Annotated in this window: 15 protein-coding genes and 1 pseudogene; 2 read left to right on the top strand and 14 right to left on the bottom strand. The window is 64.9% G+C overall.

Annotated features, from left to right (window positions below):
- Nucleotides 1-35: 35 nt before the first annotated feature.
- A pseudogene (locus VHN57_RS25260) lies at nt 36-2926 on the top strand (Tn3 family transposase).
- 196 nt (nt 2927-3122) lie between these two features.
- Here the strand turns inward: VHN57_RS25260 and VHN57_RS25265 are convergent.
- The 13 genes from VHN57_RS25265 to VHN57_RS25325 all read right to left on the bottom strand — a co-directional run bounded on the left by VHN57_RS25265 (nt 3123) and on the right by VHN57_RS25325 (nt 17767).
- Complete coding sequence (locus VHN57_RS25265) at nt 3123-3872, bottom strand: HAD-IIB family hydrolase (protein WP_004212890.1); 750 nt, start codon at nt 3870-3872, stop codon at nt 3123-3125.
- Nucleotides 3869-6370, bottom strand: coding sequence for a heavy metal translocating P-type ATPase (locus VHN57_RS25270; protein WP_004212886.1), 2502 nt, complete (start codon nt 6368-6370; stop codon nt 3869-3871). The genes VHN57_RS25265 and VHN57_RS25270 overlap by 4 nt, the downstream gene beginning before the upstream one ends.
- Nucleotides 6367-6975 (bottom strand): cation transporter, encoded by a 609-nt coding sequence (locus VHN57_RS25275; RefSeq protein ID WP_004212885.1) that lies wholly within the window; start codon nt 6973-6975, stop codon nt 6367-6369. Before VHN57_RS25275 ends, VHN57_RS25270 begins: the two co-directional genes overlap by 4 nt.
- A complete protein-coding gene (locus tag VHN57_RS25280; protein WP_004212882.1) occupies nt 6972-7658 on the bottom strand; it encodes a ZIP family metal transporter in 687 nt (228 codons plus the stop codon). Before VHN57_RS25280 ends, VHN57_RS25275 begins: the two co-directional genes overlap by 4 nt.
- A gap of 3 nt (nt 7659-7661) precedes the next feature.
- Nucleotides 7662-8075 (bottom strand): hypothetical protein, encoded by a 414-nt coding sequence (locus VHN57_RS25285; RefSeq protein WP_004212881.1) that lies wholly within the window; start codon nt 8073-8075, stop codon nt 7662-7664.
- A gap of 47 nt (nt 8076-8122) precedes the next feature.
- On the bottom strand, nt 8123-8500 hold the full coding sequence (locus VHN57_RS25290; RefSeq protein WP_004212880.1) for a hypothetical protein: 378 nt from the start codon (nt 8498-8500) through the stop codon (nt 8123-8125).
- Nucleotides 8497-8985, bottom strand: coding sequence for an SRPBCC domain-containing protein (locus VHN57_RS25295; protein ID WP_004212879.1), 489 nt, complete (start codon nt 8983-8985; stop codon nt 8497-8499). The genes VHN57_RS25290 and VHN57_RS25295 overlap by 4 nt, the downstream gene beginning before the upstream one ends.
- Nucleotides 8986-9038: 53 nt before the next feature.
- Nucleotides 9039-12284, bottom strand: a complete 3246-nt coding sequence (locus tag VHN57_RS25300; RefSeq protein WP_004212878.1) for an efflux RND transporter permease subunit — start codon at nt 12282-12284, stop codon at nt 9039-9041.
- Between the two features lie 3 nt (nt 12285-12287).
- Nucleotides 12288-13466 (bottom strand): efflux RND transporter periplasmic adaptor subunit, encoded by a 1179-nt coding sequence (locus VHN57_RS25305; RefSeq protein ID WP_004212877.1) that lies wholly within the window; start codon nt 13464-13466, stop codon nt 12288-12290.
- The gene (locus tag VHN57_RS25310) at nt 13466-14743 is read right to left on the bottom strand and encodes a TolC family protein (RefSeq protein ID WP_423286300.1); all 1278 of its coding nucleotides are present in this window, start codon (nt 14741-14743) and stop codon (nt 13466-13468) included. Before VHN57_RS25310 ends, VHN57_RS25305 begins: the two co-directional genes overlap by 1 nt.
- A gap of 60 nt (nt 14744-14803) precedes the next feature.
- On the bottom strand, nt 14804-15100 hold the full coding sequence (locus VHN57_RS25315) for a hypothetical protein (RefSeq protein WP_007406840.1): 297 nt from the start codon (nt 15098-15100) through the stop codon (nt 14804-14806).
- A 73-nt stretch (nt 15101-15173) separates the two neighbouring features.
- Nucleotides 15174-17141, bottom strand: coding sequence for a cytochrome c/FTR1 family iron permease (locus VHN57_RS25320; RefSeq protein WP_004212871.1), 1968 nt, complete (start codon nt 17139-17141; stop codon nt 15174-15176).
- Nucleotides 17141-17767 carry a cation transporter gene (locus VHN57_RS25325; RefSeq protein WP_004212870.1) on the bottom strand — a complete coding sequence of 209 codons (627 nt, stop codon included), beginning with the start codon at nt 17765-17767 and terminating at the stop codon, nt 17141-17143. The genes VHN57_RS25320 and VHN57_RS25325 overlap by 1 nt, the downstream gene beginning before the upstream one ends.
- Before the next feature lie 78 nt (nt 17768-17845).
- Here VHN57_RS25325 and VHN57_RS25330 point away from each other — a divergent pair, with 78 nt between their 5' ends.
- Nucleotides 17846-18262 (top strand): MerR family transcriptional regulator, encoded by a 417-nt coding sequence (locus tag VHN57_RS25330; protein ID WP_004212867.1) that lies wholly within the window; start codon nt 17846-17848, stop codon nt 18260-18262.
- Here VHN57_RS25330 and VHN57_RS25335 read toward each other — a convergent pair.
- Nucleotides 18256-19059 (bottom strand): PDZ domain-containing protein, encoded by an 804-nt coding sequence (locus tag VHN57_RS25335; RefSeq protein WP_017503485.1) that lies wholly within the window; start codon nt 19057-19059, stop codon nt 18256-18258. The genes VHN57_RS25330 and VHN57_RS25335 overlap by 7 nt on opposite strands.
- Between the last annotated feature and the right edge of the window lie 76 nt (nt 19060-19135).

A 19135-nucleotide genomic window follows, 5' to 3' on the forward strand; every position in this document is an offset into this window, starting at 1 on the left:
CTCAAACCGTAGCTCGGAAAGAATAAGGAGCATGTATGCCGCGTCGCGTGACCCTGACCGATCGACAGCGCGAGGCGCTGCTTCACTTGCCGGTCGATCAAGGTGAGCTGCTGCGGCACTATACCCTCAGCGATGAGGATCTCGGGCATATCCGCCAGCGCCGGCGCGCCCACAATCGTTTTGGCTTCGCGCTGCAACTGTGCGTCCTGCGCTACCCGGGCCGGGTGCTCGCTCCTGGCGAGTTGATCCCGGCGCAGGTATCGGATTTCATCGCGGCCCAGCTCGGCCTGACCAGCGACGATCTACTCCTCTATGCCGCGCGCGAGGAGACCCGGCACGAGCATCTGGCGGACCTTCGCCGAATCTACGGCTATCGCTCCTTTTCGGGGCGGGGCGCACGGGATTTGCGCGAATGGATCGCTCGGGAAGCCGAGGCGGCGACATCGAATGAGGATCTTGCCCGTCGCTTCGTTGCGGAGTGTCGCCGCACCCGCACGATCCTTCCCGGCTCCTCGACGATCGAGCGCCTTTGCGCCGATGCGCTGGTTGAGGCCGAGCGCCGGATCGAGGATCTTATCGCCCATCGCATCACGCCAACCCTGAGCGAGAATTTGGCTCACCTGTTGGAGGATACGGTGGATGGTCGCGTCACGCGCTTCGTATGGCTGCGACAGTTCGAGGTTGGCGCAAATTCAGCAGCCGCTAACCGGCTGATGGATCGACTGGAATATCTTCAAAGGTTCGATCTTCCGGCGGATTTGCTGGACGGCGTGCCGGCGCATCGTGTGACCCGGCTTCGCCGGCAGGGCGAGCGCTATTACGCCGACGGCATGCGTGATCTGCCCGAAGACAGGCGGCTTGCGATCCTCGCTGTCTGCACCCTGGAATGGCGGTCATCGCTGGCCGATGTCATCGTGGAGACCCACGATCGCATCGTAGGCCGTCTCTATCGGGCCTCCGAACGCCTTTGCAACACCAGGATCGCCGACGAAAAGGCGGCCGTTCGGGACACGCTGAAGTCCTTTGCCGAAATCGGTGGTGCTTTGCTTGGAGCGCAGGACGATGGCACGGCCCTGGACGGGATAATCGCCACCGGGCCTGGCTGGGAACGGTTCAGAACCCTTGTCGCCACGGCCTCCGCGCTGACCAACGTGCTCGCGGCCGACCCGCTCAGCCGTGTGCTGGACGGCTATCACCGTTTCCGCCTCTACGCGCCCAGGATGCTGCGCCTGCTCGACATGCAGGCGGCGCCGATCGCCACGCCTCTTCTGGCGGCCGTTGCGATGCTGCGTAACGGGATCAAGGTCGATCCGCCGGTGGATTTTCTACGTCCCAACTCGAAATGGCATCGTCATCTTCGCGCTGAGCCCAGCGGCGACCACCGGCTTTGGGAAATCGCGGTGCTGTTCCACATCCGCGACGCCTTCCGGTCCGGTGACATATGGTTGGCGGGATCGCGCCGCTATGGCGACCTCAAGCAGCTTCTGGTCCCGCCACAGGCGATAGAGCAGACCGCGCGGCTCGCCGTGCCGCTGCGACCCGGCGAATGGCTGGCCGAGCGCAGGGCTCGACTGGATACACGGCTGAAGGAGTTTGGCCGCGCGGCGCGAACCGGCACGATCCCAGGCGGCATCATCGAGAACGGCAAGCTGCACATCGACAAGCTGAGGGCCGACACGCCCGAAGGGGCCGAGGATCTCGTGCTCGATCTCTATCAACAGCTCCCGCCCGCGAGGATCACCGATCTGTTGCTGGAAGTCGATGAGCGAACCGGATTTTCCGAGGCGTTCACGCATCTGCGCACCGGCGCGCCCTGCAGCGACCGGATCGGCCTGATGAACGTGTTGCTGGCGGAAGGCGTCAATCTCGGTTTGCGCAAGATGGCGGCGGCGACCAACACGCACAGCTTCTGGGAATTGCTGCGGATCGCGCGCTGGCATGTCGAAGGCAGCGCCTATGATCGGGCGCTCGCCATGATCGTGGAGGCCCACGCCGCCCTGCCCATGGCCGCCTTCTGGGGACAAGGGCAATCGGCATCCAGCGACGGGCAGTTCTTCCTTGCTACCGAGCAGGGCGAGGCGATGAATCTGATCAACGCGAAATATGGCAACGTCCCGGGCCTCAAGGGATACAGCCATGTGTCCGATCAATATGCGCCGTTCGCAACCCAGGTGATCCCGGCAACGGTCAGCGAGGCTCCCTATATCCTGGACGGGCTGCTCATGAATGACGCGGGCCGCCGCGTTCGCCAGCATTTTGCCGACACGGGCGGCTTCACCGATCATGTGTTCGCCGCCTGCGCCTTGCTCGGCTACAGGTTCGCCCCCCGTATCCGCGATCTCCCTCAGAAAAACTCTATGCCTTCACGCCCAACGCGACGCCGGCCAATGTGCGAGCGCTGGTCGGAGGTAAGATCAATGAACCGCTCATCGAGCGCAACTGGCCCGACATCCTGCGCATCATGGCGACGATCGCAGCGGGGATCGTCGCCCCCAGCCAGATTCTTCGCAAGCTCGCCTCTTACCCGCGCCAGAATGAGCTGGCCCTCGCATTGCGAGAGGTGGGCCGCATCGAGCGAACCCTGTTCATGATCGACTGGATTCTTGATGCCGGCCTCCAGCGCCAGGCTCAGATCGGCCTCAACAAGGGTGAGGCCCACCACGCCCTAAAGCGCGCCATCAGCTTCCACCGCCGAGGTGAAATCCGGGATCGATCCGGCGAAGGCCAGCACTATCGCATCGCCGGAATGAACCTGCTCGCCGCCATCATCATATTCTGGAACACCATGAAGCTCGGCGAGGTCGTCAATACCCGGGCCGCCAGCGGTACCCATATCGCGCCTGATCTACTCGCCCACGTCTCGCCGTTGGGATGGGAACACATCAATCTAACCGGGGAATATCGCTGGCCCAAATCCTTAGCGTAGGATTCCGCCCCCTCCCGCAAACGCCCCCTACGATTGAGAAGCGCGGCGGAATCTCTTAGATTGATCGCTGGAGGCTTTGTTCGCGGAGACGCGCACATTGCCTTCTTTTCGTTTTAGGAAGCGCTGCCCTAAGCGACAGAAGCCAGAGCTTTGACAATGCGGCATTCCGCGATGGAGCCGACCATGTATCTTGATCCTATCGGTGCAGACACGCGATGATGGCGGTCACGACGGCGGTGGTTTCCGCGACGTCGCGCACCCTCACTGTGTCGAGGCCGATTTCAGCAGCGGGATAGTCATTCCCACCGGGGAATATCGCATCCCCAATGAACAGCATCCCGTCGAGCGGGACACCGCTCTCGGCACTCAGGCGCTTCAGGCCATAGCCCTTGTCGATCCCTGCTCTGGTCACGTCGATCGATGTCGTGCCACCGAGATTGATCGAGAGCTCCGGCAGCTTCGCGCGCAACGTGGCCTGCAACGCGGTCCTCTTCTTTCGGTCAGGATCCCACGCTTCCTTTTCCTTCAGCGGCGCTGCCTGCCCCAGGCCCGAAAAGGTGATCTGGCTGCCCCGGTCCTCGATCCGTTCGCCCCAGATACGTTCGTCGGCGAGACCGGCATCGGTCAGCGCCTGATCGAAGGCCGTGCGGATCTTCGCCTTCTCCGCGTCGTCGAACAGTTCGGCATAGACCGCGCGCCAAGCGCCATTGATGAACCGATAGAGTTTCGTGCCTGTGGTCGGCATCAACCAGAGACGGTCGAGCGCGACGCCGGCAGGAAGGCGCGAGGCGATCTGCTTTTCGAACTGCGGCCAGTCCCCGCCCGAGATCACCGCCACATCCGTGATGGCGAGCAATCGGGCGAGGATTGCGGCCATATCCTCCGATAACGGCCGCTTGCTCTCGGCAAGCGTGCCGTCGAGGTCGAAGGCGATCAGCCACTTCATGCCGCCTTCCCTGCCGGATCGCGGTAGGCGAGCAGCCTGAGCGCATTGATGACGACGAGCAGCGTCGATCCCTCATGAACCGCCACCGCTGGCCCAATGCCGAGGCCGAGGATGGTAGCAGGCACCAGGAAGGCGACGACACCCAGGCTGACGAAGACGTTCTGCCGGATGATTCCACGGGTATGGCGGCTAAGACCGACTGCGAATGGCAGGTGCGCCAGATCGTCGGCCATCAGCGCCACGTCGGCTGTCTCCAGCGCAACGTCCGACCCCGCCGCGCCCATCGCGATGCCGACCGTGGCGCTTGCCATCGCCGGCGCATCGTTCACGCCGTCGCCCACCATCGCGACCTTGTCTTCGCCGGCGAGCTTCTTGATCGCGGCAACCTTGTCTTCGGGCATGAGGTCGCCCCACGCTTCGTCGATCCCGACTTCGTCGGCGATCGCTTCGGCGACTTTCTGGTGATCGCCGGAGATCATTATCATCCGCGACACGCCCATCTCGTGCAGCCGACGCAACGCGGTCTTGGCAGCTTCGCGAGGCGTGTCCATCAGGCCGATCGCGCCCAGGTCGCGGTCCCCCTTGCGGACCACCATTGTCGTGCGGCCGTTCTCGCGCAGCTTCGCGATTGCGTCCTGCGCGCCCTGCCCCAGCGCCGGAATGCCCTCACTTCCGAACATCTCGGCCTTGCCGATCCACACCGTCTCGCCATCCACGCTCGCGGTGACGCCCCGACCGGTCAGGCTCTTGAGGTCGCCGGCAGTCGGCACGGCACGATCGTTCAGACGTTCGCGGCCGTCCTTGACGATCGCTTGGGCCAGGGGATGGTCGCTCAACGCTTCGACGGCGACAGCCAGCGCCAGCAACTCGCCTTCATCGGCGCCATCGACGGGCACGACATCAGTGATGCGCGGACGACCTTCGGTCAGCGTGCCCGTCTTGTCGAAAGCGATCGCTTTGAGCGACCCGAGGTTTTCGAGCGGTGCACCGCCCTTCACGAGCACGCCGCCCCGCGCTGCACGGGCAACGCCCGACAGGACCGCGCTCGGCGTTGCGATCGCGAGCGCGCACGGGCTTGCCGCCACCAGCACCGCCATCGCGCGATAGAAGCTGTCGCGGAACGGCTCGTCGACGACCACCCATGCGAACAGCAGGAGCACTGACAGGACCAGGACGGCGGGCACGAAGATCCGTTCGAACCGGTCGGTGAAGCGCTGCGTCGGCGACTTCTGCGTCTCCGCTTCGCTCACCATCTTCACGACCTTGGCAAGCGCGCTTTCATTGGAACGGCGTGTCACCTCGATCTCGATCGCGCCGCCGCCGTTGATCGTACCAGCAAAAACCCGGCTTTCCGCGTCGACTGCATCGGGCTTGGCGCGTGCCGCTGCGGCATCTGCGACCGGCACCTTGTCGACCGGGATGCTTTCACCCGTGACCGGGGCCTGGTTGATCGCGCTGGTGCCCTTGATGACGAAGCCGTCGGCAGGCAGGCGCTCGTTCGGGCGGACGATGGCAATGTCCCCGACGACCATCTGCTCGACCGGGATTTCGCTGGTCTGCCCGCCGCGTCGCACGGTCGCGGTTTCGGGCGCGAGCTTCGCCAGCGCCTCGATCGCCTTCTTGGCGCGGCCCATTGCATAATGCTCAAGCGCATGGCCGAGGCTGAACAGGAACAGCAGCAGCGCACCTTCGGCCCATGCGCCCAGCGCAGCGGCGCCGGCCGCAGCGACCAACATCAGCGTGTCGATCTCGAACTTCTTCATCCGGAGGTTGTCGATCGCCTCGCGCAGCGTGAAGAATCCGCCGAAGAAATAGGCTGCGATATAGCAGGCGGTCGGCAGCCATTCGGGCGCGCCAGCGACCAGCCTCTCGATCGCGTAGCCGATCCCCAGCAGCGCGCCACAGGCGAGCGCGAAGATCAGCTCGGTATTGGGGCCGAGAAATTCGGCGTGGCTATGGTCGTGGCCATCGCCGGGGCCGTGCTTCTCTTCGCCCGCGCCGTGGCCCCCGGGGCCGTGGTCGTGGCCGGCATGTTCATCGGCAGCGACCCGCTTGCCCACCCTCACCTTCAGCTTGCGAAGCGCAGCGCGCACCTCCTCTTCGGTGGTTTCGCGGCGATCATATTCGACCCGGACAGACCCGCTGGTGCTGGCGCTTGCCTGGACCACGCCGGGCAAGGCGCACAGCGCATCGCTGACCGTGCGCGCCCGACGTTCGTGGTTGATCCCCGTCACCTGCCAGATCGCATGGCCGTAGCGCTCGGTGATTTCGGCACCTGCGGCGCGCACCATTTCGCGCAACCGTGGCAGCGGCAGCTTGGCGGCATCGAAATGGATGCACAGCGCCGCTGGCGTGTTGCCGTCGAGACAGATCACATGCGCCCGCTCGACACCTTCGCGCTTTGACAGGGTTGATACGAGACGGTCCAGGCAGGCATCGGCCGCGTCAGGAAGGTCCGGCAACAACACTGGAATGTCGAGTTCGAGCTTGTCGTTCATGACGACCTCCTTTCGCTTTTCTTGGTTTCGGCGCGCGCGTCGCGCAGGATTTCGACACCGCCCTTGATGGCGATGATGGCGGTGGCGAAGCCGACCAGCAGGTCCGGCCAATTGGTACCCAACCACAGCACCAGCACGCCGGCGATCAGGATGCCGCCGTTGGAAATGAAGTCGTTGAAGCTGAAGGTGGTTGCGGCCCGGAGATTGACGTCCGGATCCTTGAGGCGCTGGAGCAGCCGCAGGCAGAGGTAATTCACGACGCCGGCGATCGCGGACATGACCATCATGGTAGGTCCGATGGGCTCGCTGCCCTGCACGTAGCGCCGTCCGACATCGATCAAGATGCCGCCCGCGAAGATCAGCAGCATGACGCCCGAAGCGACCGCGGCGCGTGTCTTCCATGTCTGGCCCCGGGTGAGCGCCACAAGGCTCAGCGCATACACAGCCGTATCGGACAGGTTGTCGACGCCGTTGGCGATCAGCGCGCTCGAGTCCGCGAAGAAGCCGGAAACGAAGAAGCCCGCAGCGATCGCCGCGTTCAGCAGCAGGACGATCCACAGTGTGCGGCGCTCCTGCCCGCCATTGTTGTCGTTGCCCGGGATCATCCCATCATCTCCTCAAGTGTCAGCAGGGCCAGGAAGCCGACGAAAAACATCGAGCTGATGAGCGGGGTGTCGGGTTTCTCGTGCGCCTCGACCAGCAACTCCTCCGTGACGAGGTAGAGCAGCGCCATCAGCCCGAAGCTGAGGAAGCCGGCGATCATCACCGGCGACAGCGCGGCGACCGGCACGGCAGCGAGCGCGCCGATCGGCAGCAGCAGGGCCAATGCCGAGACGATCACGATGATGCGCAAGCGCGAGCGATAGGTTTCCGCCAGCTCGTCGGTCAGCGTCAGTCCCAGAAATAACACTTCCAGAGTGAGCGCGATCGTCAGCAGGAGACCTGCCTTCTCGCCCGCCACGAAAGCGAGGCCGAGCACCAGGCCGTCGACCAGAATGTCGATGCCGATCGCGGCGAGTAGCGCCATCGGCCCCTTGAAGCGGGCCTCAAGAGCCTTGAGCCCCAGCATGGTCGCGACGCCCGCCGCCCCGCCGATCAACGTCGCGCTGGGCGATGCCTCATGCTTGACCTGCGGCAGGATTTCGGTCGCTGCCGCCGCGAACACGACGCCGGCAGCGAGATGCTGTAGGCCCGCCACGAGGCCAGGTTTCAACTTGGTGCGGCTCGCGACAATCGCGCCGAGCACGACCGCCAGCACAGGCGCAAGCGTATAGAGCAGTGCCTGCATTTCCTAGGACTCCTCCGGGGTTCGGTGGCAGACGCGGATCTTCCCGCGTCGCGTGAACGCGATCGATCCGCCCGCCACGACAGCCCGCGAATGGTCGCCGCGAAACTCGTCACCGGTTCGCTGCGCGCGCAGGATCTCGGTCCTGCCCTTCGGCAGCCAGGTGACGGCCATTTTCAAGCCGTCATCGATGAAGTCGACATCGGCGCGTGTGCCGTCGTCGCAGTACATGATGCGCTGCGCGATTAGTTTCGACGTCAGATGCTTTTCATGCGCCGGCTCGGTAGGCTGGGTCGGCGCTGGATTACACGCCCCTATAACCGCCCCGGAGACGAGAACGACGCCGAGGCGCGCGATCGCCAGACCGGCCCGATTCAGGCCGCACAAGGTTGTCACATTTGAAATCGACGTGTCAGACATCGGTCTCTTCCGACGAAGCGCCCTGTGGCGTTCGAAGGCAGGGCAGTTCATCGCGTGCCTTCCCGCTCGCAGATCCGGGTACGGCCATCGCCTTCCACGATGGTGAGCTGCGACCCCTTGAAGGTCGCGGTGGCTGTTTCGCCGACATATTGCAGGCCCTGCGCTGGCGCGGTCAGCATCATCGGCGGTCCCCCGTTGGAGCGCCGCAAATCGATCTGCAGGCCGTTGTCCTTGTAATCGACGAACAGCGGTTCCCCGTCGGAACAGCGATATCTATGCCGCCCCATTTCCCCGGTCGCCACGGCGCTGTCGGACGAATGGATCTGCTGCTCCGTTGGCGGGGCTGGCGGCTTTCTTTCCGAGCACGCCGCGAGCCCGACAACGAGGATGACGGCGGGCAGCACCCGCTTACAGTGCATCATCATCGCGCCTTCCTCCTGTAGCGGAAGGGGACGCGCTGACGATTGATAGCCCGGGCAGGCTGACCTACCCGCCAGCGGAGATAGGTTGCGAGGCGATCGTCAGATTCGACCATCAGGGATCGCAGGCGGCGCAACATCATCGCCGCGAACGGCAGGGAGAGCGCCCCGCGCAGCGTGCAGCTATGCGTTAGCCTGGTGCCGCCATCGTCCCCCGCCAGCTCGTACCGCTCTTCGAGCGTGAACAGATAGGGGATGCCGCAGGACCAAGCGAAGGCGTGCGGTTTATCGAATCGATCAATCCGTGCTGGCGTCCGAATTGGCCGGGTGATGCCCTGGATCGCAAAGGTGCATTCTGTGTCGCCGAGCCGGGACGGATCATCGAGAAATACGAGCGGACTCCACGCCCGGCGATGATCCGGATCGGTGAGTGCCGACCAGATGCGCAGTGGCCCGCCGTGAAGCATCGAGCTGGTTATGGTGCGAGGCATATCCCCATCTCCCAGAGATGGGCGGGGCGATCGCGGATCGCCCCGCCCATCCATCAGGCCAAGTTGTTCACGAAGGTCTGACCGTGGTCGTCCCCTTCATGCTCCTCATTGTAGTGCTCGGGTTTCTCGATCACTTTCTGCCCGAACCGGGCATAGAGTGTCGGCAGCACGAACAGCGTAAGAAGCGTCGCCGAGATCAGACCGCCGATGACGACCGTCGCCAAAGGCTTTTGAACCTCTGCGCCGGCGCCTTCGCCCAGCGCCATCGGCACGAAGCCGAGGCTGGCGACTAGCGCGGTCATGATGACGGGTCGCAGACGCTGCATCGCGCCAACATGCGCGGCTTCCTCGCGGCTCATCCCTGATCGGATCAGATCTTGGATCGAGCTGACCATGACGAGGCCGTTGAGGACCGCGATGCCCGAGAGGGCGATGAAGCCCACTGCCGCCGAGATCGAGAAGTCCATGCCCCGCAGGAACAGCAACAGGACGCCGCCCACCAGCGCGAAAGGCACGCCGGTGAACACGATCGCGGCGTCGCGGACCGATCCCAACGCCCCGTAGAGGAGCAGCAGGATCAAGATGAAGCAAGCCGGAATGACCAGCTTCAGCCGTTCGCTTGCCGATTGGAGGTTCTCGAACTGGCCGCCCCATTCGAGATAGGTGCCGGCAGGCAGCCGGAGTTGGCTGCCGATCGCCGCCTGCGCATCCGCCACGACGGATCCGACGTCGCGGCCACGCACGTTGGCTTGCACCACCACGCGCCGCTTGCCGTTCTCGCGGCTGATCTGGTTCGGACCATCGACCACCTTGATCTCGGCGACGCTGGACAGCGGTACATAGCCGCCGCCTGCCACCGGCACCTGCACCTGTTGGAGCAGGCCGATGTCGGCACGCTGCGCCTCCGACAGGCGGATCACCACGGGGAAGCGACGGTCGCCCTCGAAGATCTGGCCCGATGTTCGCCCGCCGATCGTCGCAGTCACGGTGTCCTGCACATCCTGAGCCGTAACGCCCAACCGCGCCATCGCGTCGCGGTTGACGCGAATGTCGAGCATGGGAAGACCGGTCGTCTGCTCCACCTTCACGTCCGCTGCGCCTTGCGTTCTGCGCAGCACCGCCGCGATTTGCTCGGCCGTCCGGTTCATCTGGTTGAAGTCGTCCCCGAACACCTTCACCGCGATGTCGCCGCGCACGCCGGCGATCAGCTCGTTGAAGCGCATCTGGATGGGCTGGGTGATCTCGTAGGCATTTCCCGGAATCTTCGCGAGATTACCCTCGATCCGGCTGACCAGCTCCTCCTTGGGAAGCTCAGGATCCGGCCAATCCTTGCGCGGCTTCAGGATGACGAACATGTCGGTCGCGTTCGGCGGCATCGGGTCGGCCGCCAGCTCGGCGGTGCCCGTCTTGGAATAGACGAATTGCACCTCCGGCTGCTTCGACATCATCCGCTCGATCGGCACCTGCATCGCCTGGCTCTGCTGGACCGACGTTGCCGGAATGCGGAGCGACTGGATCAGCAAATCGCCTTCGTCGAGCTGCGGCAGGAACACCGAGCCGAGCGTAGTGAAAGCAAGCGCCGCCACCACAAGGCTTCCCACACCCGCACCGATCGTCAGCGTCGGGCGCTTCATGGCCCGGTCGAGACCGGGTTCGTAGCGCTTCTTCAGCCACGTGATGATGCGGCCGTCCTTCTCCTCGACCTTCTTCGACAGCCAGATCGCAATCATCGCCGGCACGAAGGTGAGAGAGAGGATGAAGGCGAAGGCGAGCGCGATGATGACGGTCAGCGCCATCGGTCCGAACGTTTTACCCTCCACGCCGGTCAGCGTGAGCAGCGGTACGTAGACGAGGATGATGATTGCCTGCCCGTACACAGAGGGACGGATCATCTCACGCGCAGCGGCTGCCACGGTCGCGAGCCGTTCCTTGACGCTGAGCAATCGGCCTTCATGATGCTGTTGCTCGGCAAGCCGGCGCAGCGCGTTTTCGACAATGATGACGGCGCCGTCGACGATCAGACCGAAGTCCAAAGCCCCAAGGCTCATCAGATTGGCCGAGACCCCAGCGCGCAGCATACCAAAGCCTGTCAGCATCATGGTGATCGGGATGACCAACGCCGCGATCAGGGCCGCACGGAAGTTGCCGAGCAGCAGGAAGAGCACGACGATGACCAGCACCGCGCCTTCGGACAGGTTTTTCGCGACCGTCTTGATCGTCGAATTGACCAGCTCGGTGCGGTTCAGCACCGGCTGAATTACGACGTCAGGAGGCAGCGAAGCGTTGATCGTCTTCAGTTTCTCAGCGACCGCGGTCGACACGATGCGGCTGTTCTCGCCGATCCGCATGATCGCCGTGCCGACGACGACTTCGGTACCGTTCTCCGATGCCGAACCCATGCGGATCGCCTGACCCGTCTTCACAGTCGCAACTTGTTCGACCGTGATCGGCACGCCGTTACGTGTCGCGATCACGGTCCTGGCCAACTCGCTGGCATTGCGAACGAGCGCATCCGAGCGAACAGCCAGACCTTCGCCATTGCGATTGACGAAGCCACCGCCGACGCTGGTGTTATTGCGCTCCAGCGCATTTCCCAGGTCCGTCAGCGTGATGCCGAGCGAGGCCAGCTTCTGCACGTCGGGCACGACGAGGAACTGCTTGGCGTAACCGCCAATCGAGTCGACACCGGCGAGGCCCGGTGTGGTCTTCAGAAGCGGCGTCACGATCCAGTCCTGCGCGGTGCGCAGGTAGGTCGCCTTGTCCTCTTCGGTCGTCAGTCGCTCGCCCTCTGGCGTGATGTAGCTGCCATCGGGCTGTTGGCCCGGTTCACCGGGCTTGTGCTTGTCGTCCTCGCGATGATCGAGACGAACGGTGTACATGTACACCTCGCCCAGGCCTGTCGCGATCGGACCCATTTCAGGGTTCACGCCGTCGGGCAGATTCTCTTGCACGCCCCGCAGACGCTCGCCCACCTGCTGGCGGGCGAAATAGATGTCCGTCGCGTCCGAAAAGACCGCCGTGATCTGCGCGAAGCCGTTGCGGCTCAACGAGCGCGTATATTCCAGGCCGGGGGTGCCGGCGAGCGCGGTTTCGATTGGAAACGACACCTGCTTCTCGACCAGCTCGGGCGAGAGGGCAGGCGCGCGGACGTTGATCTGGACCTGATTGTTGGTGATGTCCGGCACCGCGTCGATCGGTAGCCGGTAGAGGGAAAAGGCGCCGATGGCGGCGACGATGACGGTGAGGAGCAGGACTAGCCAGCGCTTCTCGACCGCCCAGGTTACGATACGGGCGATCATGGCTTAATCCTCGTGGCTCGCTTCGCCCTTGCCGATCTCGGCCTTGAGCGTGAAACTTCCGGTGGTGGCGATCTGTTCGTTGCCGGTCAGGCCCGACCGGACGATCACCGTGTCGCCCGACGCATCGCCGAGCTGGACCGGGGTCGCCTTGAAGCCGGTGGGCGTGCGCACGAACACGACCGACTTGCCCTCGAAACTCTGGACCGCCGTCGTCGGCACGCGGACCGCCCCGCTCCCGCCGCTGCCCGTGAGCTGCACGGCTGCCGTCACAGGCTCGCCGACCCGCCATTCGCCACCGCGATTGTCGAGGGTGGCGAGCGCAGGCACGAGCCGCGTCTGCGGATCAAGCGCCGGCGACACGAAGGTCACGCGGGCGGTCGCCTGACGGCCTGCCGCCTTCACCAGCACCGTATTGCCGGGACGCACCCGGCCCGCATCCTCGGGCTTGAGATTAAGCGCGATCGACACCTGGCTCAGGTTGGCGATGCGATAGAGTTCGGCATCCGCCGCGACCGTTTGTCCCAGCGTCACGGGGCGCGCAATGATCTGGCCCGAGATCGGCGCGGCAATGCCGAGCCGGTTGAGCCCGCCGCCGCCGACACCCGCCGCCGAAACCATGCTCTGCGCCTGCGTCAGGGCGATCCGCGCCTCCGTCGCCGCTGTGCGGGCGGCGATCAGATCCTGTTCAGGGGAGACTCTCTGCGCGAACAGCCGCTGTTCGCGCGCGAGGTTCGAATTAGCGAGCTGAAGCCGCGCCCGCGCCGCCTCGACCTCGCCCTTGATCTGCGCCGCCTCGCGGCTTTCGATGACCGCAATGGTCTGGCCGCGTCCGACCGATTGGCCGAGGTTACGGGTGAGCGCGACCACGCGTCCCGCAATTGCGGCCGAGACGACCTGCGTTCCCTGTGGGTCGCCCTCGATGATCGCGGGCAGCTCGATCGTCCCGGCCCCGCCGATGATCGGCCGTCCGACCTGGACGCCCGCTGTGGCGATCTGGTCGGCACCCAATGTGACGACGCCTTCACCGGCATGACCGCCTTCAGCACCGCCCTTTTCCGTGCCCGCTGCCGTCTCATTGGCAGCTGCGCCTTCGGCAGTTGCCTCGTTTCCGCCATCCTTGCCGCCGCAGGCAGCCAAGAGCAGGGCGAGCGACGCCGCGCCCGCGAGATAAAAGCTCTTCATCACTGATTCCCCCCATTGGGCGCACGAGCGGTCAGTCGCTCCACTTGCGCGCGGGCATTCTGGTAATTGGCAAGCGCGTCGATCGCGGCGACCCGCGTTTCGGCGAGCGTGCGTTCAGCATCGAGCAATTCGAGCTGGCCGAACTTGCCCTCGCGATAGCCGATCCGCGCGATGCGGGCGGCCTCCTGTGCAGCCGCCAGCGCCGGCCCCGACGCCGCACGAGCCGTCGTTGCGGCATTGGCCGCCTGCGCCTGCGCGTCCGTGATCGCCTGTTCGATGTCGAGCGCGGTCACGCGGCGCTGCGCATCCGCCTGGGTCCGCTGCGCGGTCGCCTGCGCAATCGCGGCGCGACCATTGTTGAACACCGGGATCGGGATCGACACGCTGAACACCGCCGCCATGTCGTTGGTCGCTTCCAGGCGGCGGATCGACGGCCCGACGTTCAGGTCAGGCACGCGATTGGCGCGCGCGAGCCGCACGCCGGCTTCGGCAATGGAGAAATCCGCGTTGGCTGCCGCCAGCGCGAGTGTGCCGGTCGTGTTGACCGGTGCCAACGGCCCATAGACGTTCACACCGGGAAGGCGATCGAGCAGCGTGTCATCGAGCAGGCCGTCGATCGGCCGTCCGATCCGACGCGCCAGATTGGCGCGGGCCGCCTCGGCCAAGCGAAGCTGCCGCTCCACATTGGCGTCGGCATTGATACGCGCGACATCCGCGCGCTGTTGCTCGAGTGGCGATGCCCGCCCTGCCTGCACGCGAACGCTCGCGGCCCGCAGCGCATCGCTGGCGATCCGGGCCTGATCGCGGGCTGTCATTACCCGGCGATCGGCCGCGACCGCTTCGACATAGAGCTGCGTTACCTGAAGCCGGACATCCGCCGCGATGATCGCGGCCTGGATCTCGGCCTGGGACAATTGCGCATTGGCGACCGCGACGCGGGCGCCGCGCTTGCCGCCTAGCTCGATCGGGATCGCAAAGCCGACCGTGGTTTCCGCGCTGCGGACCCCCCGATACGGCCCGGAGCCGATGACATTCTCGACTTGGCCTTGAACCACCGGATTGGGCCGCAAGCCGGCGACTGTGCGACCTGCACGGGCCGCGTCGATTCCAGCTGTCGCCGCTTCCGCAGCAGGGGCCGAACCGCCCGCTGCACTGACCGCTTGGTCAAGCGTGTAGACCGGCGCATCCTGCGCAACAGGCGCGGACGGTCCGACCTGCGCCTGCGCCATCGTGGCGCAAGACGCTGCGGCCAGCATGGCCGCGAGGATACGATTCATGAAAATAGGACTCCTGACGATGATCGACAGGGGCGCGCCAACGCACGCCCAAATCGGACGTCAGGCTTGGGGGGGCCTCAAATGGACCATGCCGGTGCGGCCGTCGAGCGACGCAGAGGCGGAGATTGTCGGCTTGGGCACTGTGAGGACGGGGGTATATTCCATCGTCGTGCGCGCAGGCGCGCCGACGTCGTGTCCGTGACAATAATTGTGATGATGCGGGACATTCTTGTCCGAGTCCGATGGCACCTGATCGATGTCACCGGCGGTATGGACCGTGAACTCAACGCCCGCGATGCTTCCCCCCGCCAGATCGGCGGCATGGGCCATGCCGGAGAAGCTGGTCAGGACCAGCATCAGGCATGTCAGGAAAGGCAAAAAGGCTCGCACTAGCTTGCCTCTATCACGGAAGGGTTTTCATGTCATTGCACTAATTCGAACCAAGGGTCACTGAGCCGGAACCCGAGCGGGATCGGTCGCGCCCGTTCCAGGCGAACCCGACCGCAATGGCGACCGCCATCAGGAGTTGCGCCAGCACCGATTGCCAAGTGGGAAACACGCCGAGCATCGACAGCCGTGGCACGTCCGCGAGCGGTGCGATGTTGATAAGGCCGGCTTCCTGGAGCGCGGCGACGCCTTTACCCGCCAGCACGACGGTCAGGACCGCCATGAGCCAGGAGCTATAGCGGAAGAACTGCGCGATCGGCAGCTTGCGACTGTAGCGAAGCATGGCCCAAGCGATCAGGCTGAGCAGTCCAATCGCCGACCCGGCCCCCGCGAGAAGCATCCCGTTGTCACCTTGCGCCGAAAGCGCGGCATAGAACAGGATCGTCTCGAAGACCTCGCGATAAACTACGACGAACGCCAGCCCGAACAGGAACCAGCCCGACCCGCCCGAGAGCGCCCGCGACATCTTCTCGCGAATATAGCGCTGCCACTGATCGGCCTGCGCCTTGCCGTGCATCCAAATCCCGACCGAGAGCAGCACGACCGCGGCGAACAGCGAGCCAAACCCTTCCGTCAGCTCCCGGCTCGCACCGCTGATCCCGATCGCATAGGTGGCGACCGCCCAGGTGATCCCGCCCGCGATGATCGCGCTGACCCAGCCGCCATGCACGTACCGCAGCGCCTCGCCGCGCTCGGCTTTACGCAGGAACGCGATCATGGCGACAACGATGAGCAGGGCTTCGAGCCCTTCACGCAGCAGGATCGTGAACGCGCCCAGGAACGTGGACGCTTCGGTGGCGGCATCAGGCGCGAGCGCCGCTTCCGCATCGTCGAAAAGGCCGCCCAGTACTGCGACCTTCTCCGCGAGATCATCGGGCGACGCGCCCCGGTCGATCGAGGCGCGGAACTCCCCCATCGCGCCCTCGATTCGACCCATCAGCGTCGCGTCGCGCGCGGTGAGTGTTGGCTCGATCGGCTCGAACCCATCGAGATAGGCCGACAGCGCCAGCTCTTTCGCCATGCGCGCATCGCCGCGCCGCGCAGCCGCCACGCTTTCGGCGAGTTTGGCGCGGGCGACCGCGAGCGAGCCGGGAGCCTGTTGTATCACCTGTTCGGGATGACGACGCAGGAACGCGAGCACTGGGTCAGCCTTGGCGTCGCCGATCGCCGCGCCGAGCGCGGCCGGGGTGAGCGCGACCAGGGTTTTCAGGTCCGGAATGCGCCGGCGAAGGGTCGGGTCGGATTTCCAAAGCCGCTCGCCTTCGCGCGCCTGCGCATCCGTGAAGGCGAAGCTCCCGGCTCGGAATGCTAACGCCCAGCGCTGATCGTTGGGCAGATCGGCGAAGCTCTGCATCGCGGTCCCGTCGATGCCTTGCGTCACCACCTGATAGAGCGCGAACACGCTGCGCTGGCGCGCGCGCTCGGCATCGGTGAAAGCAATCGGGGGCGTAGCGAGCTTGGCGGCGTCAGGGCCACGGCCGTTGCCCGTCATCCCGTGGCAGGACGCGCAGGATTGTCGGAACAGGGCATCGCTGGAGACGAGGTTCGGAGCCTTATCGGGCGCGAGCGGCACCGGGTAGGCGCGCAACAGATCGGCCGCGAGCCCGTGCGCCAATGTTGCCACCTGTTCAGTCGGTCCCTTTTCCGCGATCACCGCCTGGAGGTTGGCAGCCCGCTGGATGAGGGCTTGACGCTCCGGCTTCGCCGGCAGGCCCTGAAGCCGTGTCGAGACCGACGCGGCGAACTCCGTCATCTCGGCATATTCCGACGTGCTCTTGATCCGACCGTTGGCGACCGCGCCGCCATAATCGACGGCCATATAGTCGAGCAGCCGCCATGCGGTTTGCACGTCGCCGGGTTCGGCGATTGCCGCAGCAGGGATCAGCAGCGCCGCGAGCGCGGAGAGCAGCCGCAACGAGAGCATTGCCCGGATCAACGCGAGCAGACGCACTACCGCTCTCCCAATTCGCGCCGAGCGCCAGTGACGATTTCATAAGCGGAGTGGAGGAACAGGAGGGCGATGAGGCCGGCGACGGCGAGGTCCGGCCAGGCGCTTCCTGTCCACGCCACCAGACCGGCCGCGGCGATCACCGCCACGTTGGCGAGCGCGTCGTTGCGGCTGAACAGCCAGATCGCGCGAACATTGGCGTCCCCTTCCCGGAAACGCGCAAGCACCAAGGCGGACACGACATTGATCGCGAGCGCGACAACGCCGATTGTGCCCATCAGTTCGGCATCGGGCGCGGTTGCGTTCAGGGCGCGCCAAATCGCGAAACCGATTACGCCCACGCCAAGCGCACCGAGAAACAACCCCTGCGTCAGCGCGACCTTTGCCCTCGCCCGTGCGGACCAGGCAAGCGCGAGAAGACCGATAAGGCTGATCGACCCGTCCCCGAGAAAATCGAGGGAATCCGCTTTCAGCGCTTGGCTATCGGCGATGAACCCGCCGAACAGCTCGGCGACTCCGAAGCCGAGGTTGAGCACCACGACGGTCAGCAGCGCACGGCGATAGGCCGGATCGGTTTGCGCGCGCGCGGGCTCCCCGTGGCACCCGCAGCTTTCGGTAGAAGCATTCATGCGGCCTTCCTTACCACCTCCAGTCGCTGTAGAAGCAAGCGAAATGTGCGACACGTTCGCATAAGCAAGGATGGCATGATGAAGCCGGTGATGATTGGGCAGCTCGCCAGCGAGACCTCGACGAAGGTGACGACGATCCGCTTTTATGAGTCGATCGGGTTGCTCCGATCCGCCCCTCGCACGGCGTCGGGTCGCAGAACCTACGATGCCAGTGACATTGAGCGTTTGCACTTCATCCGCAACGGTCGCCGGCTTGGCTTCTCCGTCGACGAGATCCGTTCGTTGATGGGGCTGGCGCAGAACCCGGACCAGGATTGTGGTGCCGCCTCAGCTATCGCTGCTCAGCACCTCAAGGATGTGGAGGAGAGACTGGCGCAACTCGCGGTGTTGCGGGATGAGTTGGCAATGCTCAGCCAGAGCTGCACCAAGGCGCGCATGGCCGATTGTCGGATCATGAAGGCGATCGGCAAAGGCCACCCTCAAGCCGATCAATAATAATCGGCCAGCCTGAGCTCGCGCACATCACCCGAGGCCATCGTCAGCTTTACGAGGGTGCCAGCAGGCCGGGAGCGCACTTGCCAGAGCTCCCCACGCGTATAGTTCGCATCGATCGAATGGCCGTTCACCGCCACGATCCGGTCGCCGACCGCCCAGCCAGCCTTTTCCGCGGGACTGTTCGCCGCCACATGAACAACGGTGAGCGCCGTTGGTGAGGCTGCGAGGCCAAGGCCGCTACGGTCCTTCAGCATCGGCAGGCGACGACGAGGACCGAGTGGCCGGAGCCACACGAATCCGGCGGTCACGTCGAACACCACGTCGAATTGAGCGATCAGCGGTAGGCCGACATTGCCAACCGTGCTGGTGGAGAGCCAAGCTCTCATCCCGAGTGTGGGGACGTTCGAGACGCCAAGCCCTTCGATGTTGATGTTCTGGATCGTGAAAGCATCGTTGATACGCACACCATCGACGCCGCCGATCGCCGCGGTCGAGACGAGCTTCCCGTTCAACAGCCCTTGATCGCGGGCATAGGCCGACGAGAGCATCAGCGCGGCCGAGCTGCCAAGATCGATCATCAAGGGCACGGGAGGCAAACCCGAGACGGAAGCTCGAATGAACAGCTCCTGCTTGGCACCGCGCCCGAGCGCGACAGCGCGCCAGTCGGGACCGGCGAGAAACGTGCCTGACTTGACGACCGCCATACGCCTTTTCGCGAAATCGAGCGCGATGCAGCTACCCGTGAACATATCGGCACCGAGGAGGATATCGATCGGTCGTCCGAAGGCCGCCGACACTGAACTCAGATCACCAACGACGGCAAAGGGTAAGCGACGGGTTTCGCGGGCGAGCTGTACGTCGATGTCGCGGACC

This window comes from Sphingobium salicis subsp. salicis, assembly GCF_049472635.1.
GTDB lineage: Bacteria > Pseudomonadota > Alphaproteobacteria > Sphingomonadales > Sphingomonadaceae > Sphingobium > Sphingobium yanoikuyae_A.

What these genes read in the sequence shown, in the direction of transcription:
- VHN57_RS25275 (WP_004212885.1), bottom strand. Translation starts at nt 6,975, where the DNA reads ATGATCCCGGGCAACGACAACAATGGCGGGCAGGAGCGCCGCACACTG.
- VHN57_RS25270 (WP_004212886.1), bottom strand. Translation starts at nt 6,370, where the DNA reads ATGAACGACAAGCTCGAACTCGACATTCCAGTGTTGTTGCCGGACCTT.
- VHN57_RS25305 (WP_004212877.1), bottom strand. Translation starts at nt 13,466, where the DNA reads ATGAAGAGCTTTTATCTCGCGGGCGCGGCGTCGCTCGCCCTGCTCTTG.
- VHN57_RS25285 (WP_004212881.1), bottom strand. Translation starts at nt 8,075, where the DNA reads ATGTCTGACACGTCGATTTCAAATGTGACAACCTTGTGCGGCCTGAAT.
- VHN57_RS25300 (WP_004212878.1), bottom strand. Translation starts at nt 12,284, where the DNA reads ATGATCGCCCGTATCGTAACCTGGGCGGTCGAGAAGCGCTGGCTAGTC.
- VHN57_RS25280 (WP_004212882.1), bottom strand. Translation starts at nt 7,658, where the DNA reads ATGCAGGCACTGCTCTATACGCTTGCGCCTGTGCTGGCGGTCGTGCTC.
- VHN57_RS25295 (WP_004212879.1), bottom strand. Translation starts at nt 8,985, where the DNA reads ATGCCTCGCACCATAACCAGCTCGATGCTTCACGGCGGGCCACTGCGC.
- VHN57_RS25330 (WP_004212867.1), top strand. Translation starts at nt 17,846, where the DNA reads ATGAAGCCGGTGATGATTGGGCAGCTCGCCAGCGAGACCTCGACGAAG.
- VHN57_RS25310 (WP_423286300.1), bottom strand. Translation starts at nt 14,743, where the DNA reads ATGAATCGTATCCTCGCGGCCATGCTGGCCGCAGCGTCTTGCGCCACG.
- VHN57_RS25265 (WP_004212890.1), bottom strand. Translation starts at nt 3,872, where the DNA reads ATGAAGTGGCTGATCGCCTTCGACCTCGACGGCACGCTTGCCGAGAGC.
- VHN57_RS25315 (WP_007406840.1), bottom strand. Translation starts at nt 15,100, where the DNA reads ATGCTGGTCCTGACCAGCTTCTCCGGCATGGCCCATGCCGCCGATCTG.
- VHN57_RS25290 (WP_004212880.1), bottom strand. Translation starts at nt 8,500, where the DNA reads ATGATGATGCACTGTAAGCGGGTGCTGCCCGCCGTCATCCTCGTTGTC.
- VHN57_RS25325 (WP_004212870.1), bottom strand. Translation starts at nt 17,767, where the DNA reads ATGAATGCTTCTACCGAAAGCTGCGGGTGCCACGGGGAGCCCGCGCGC.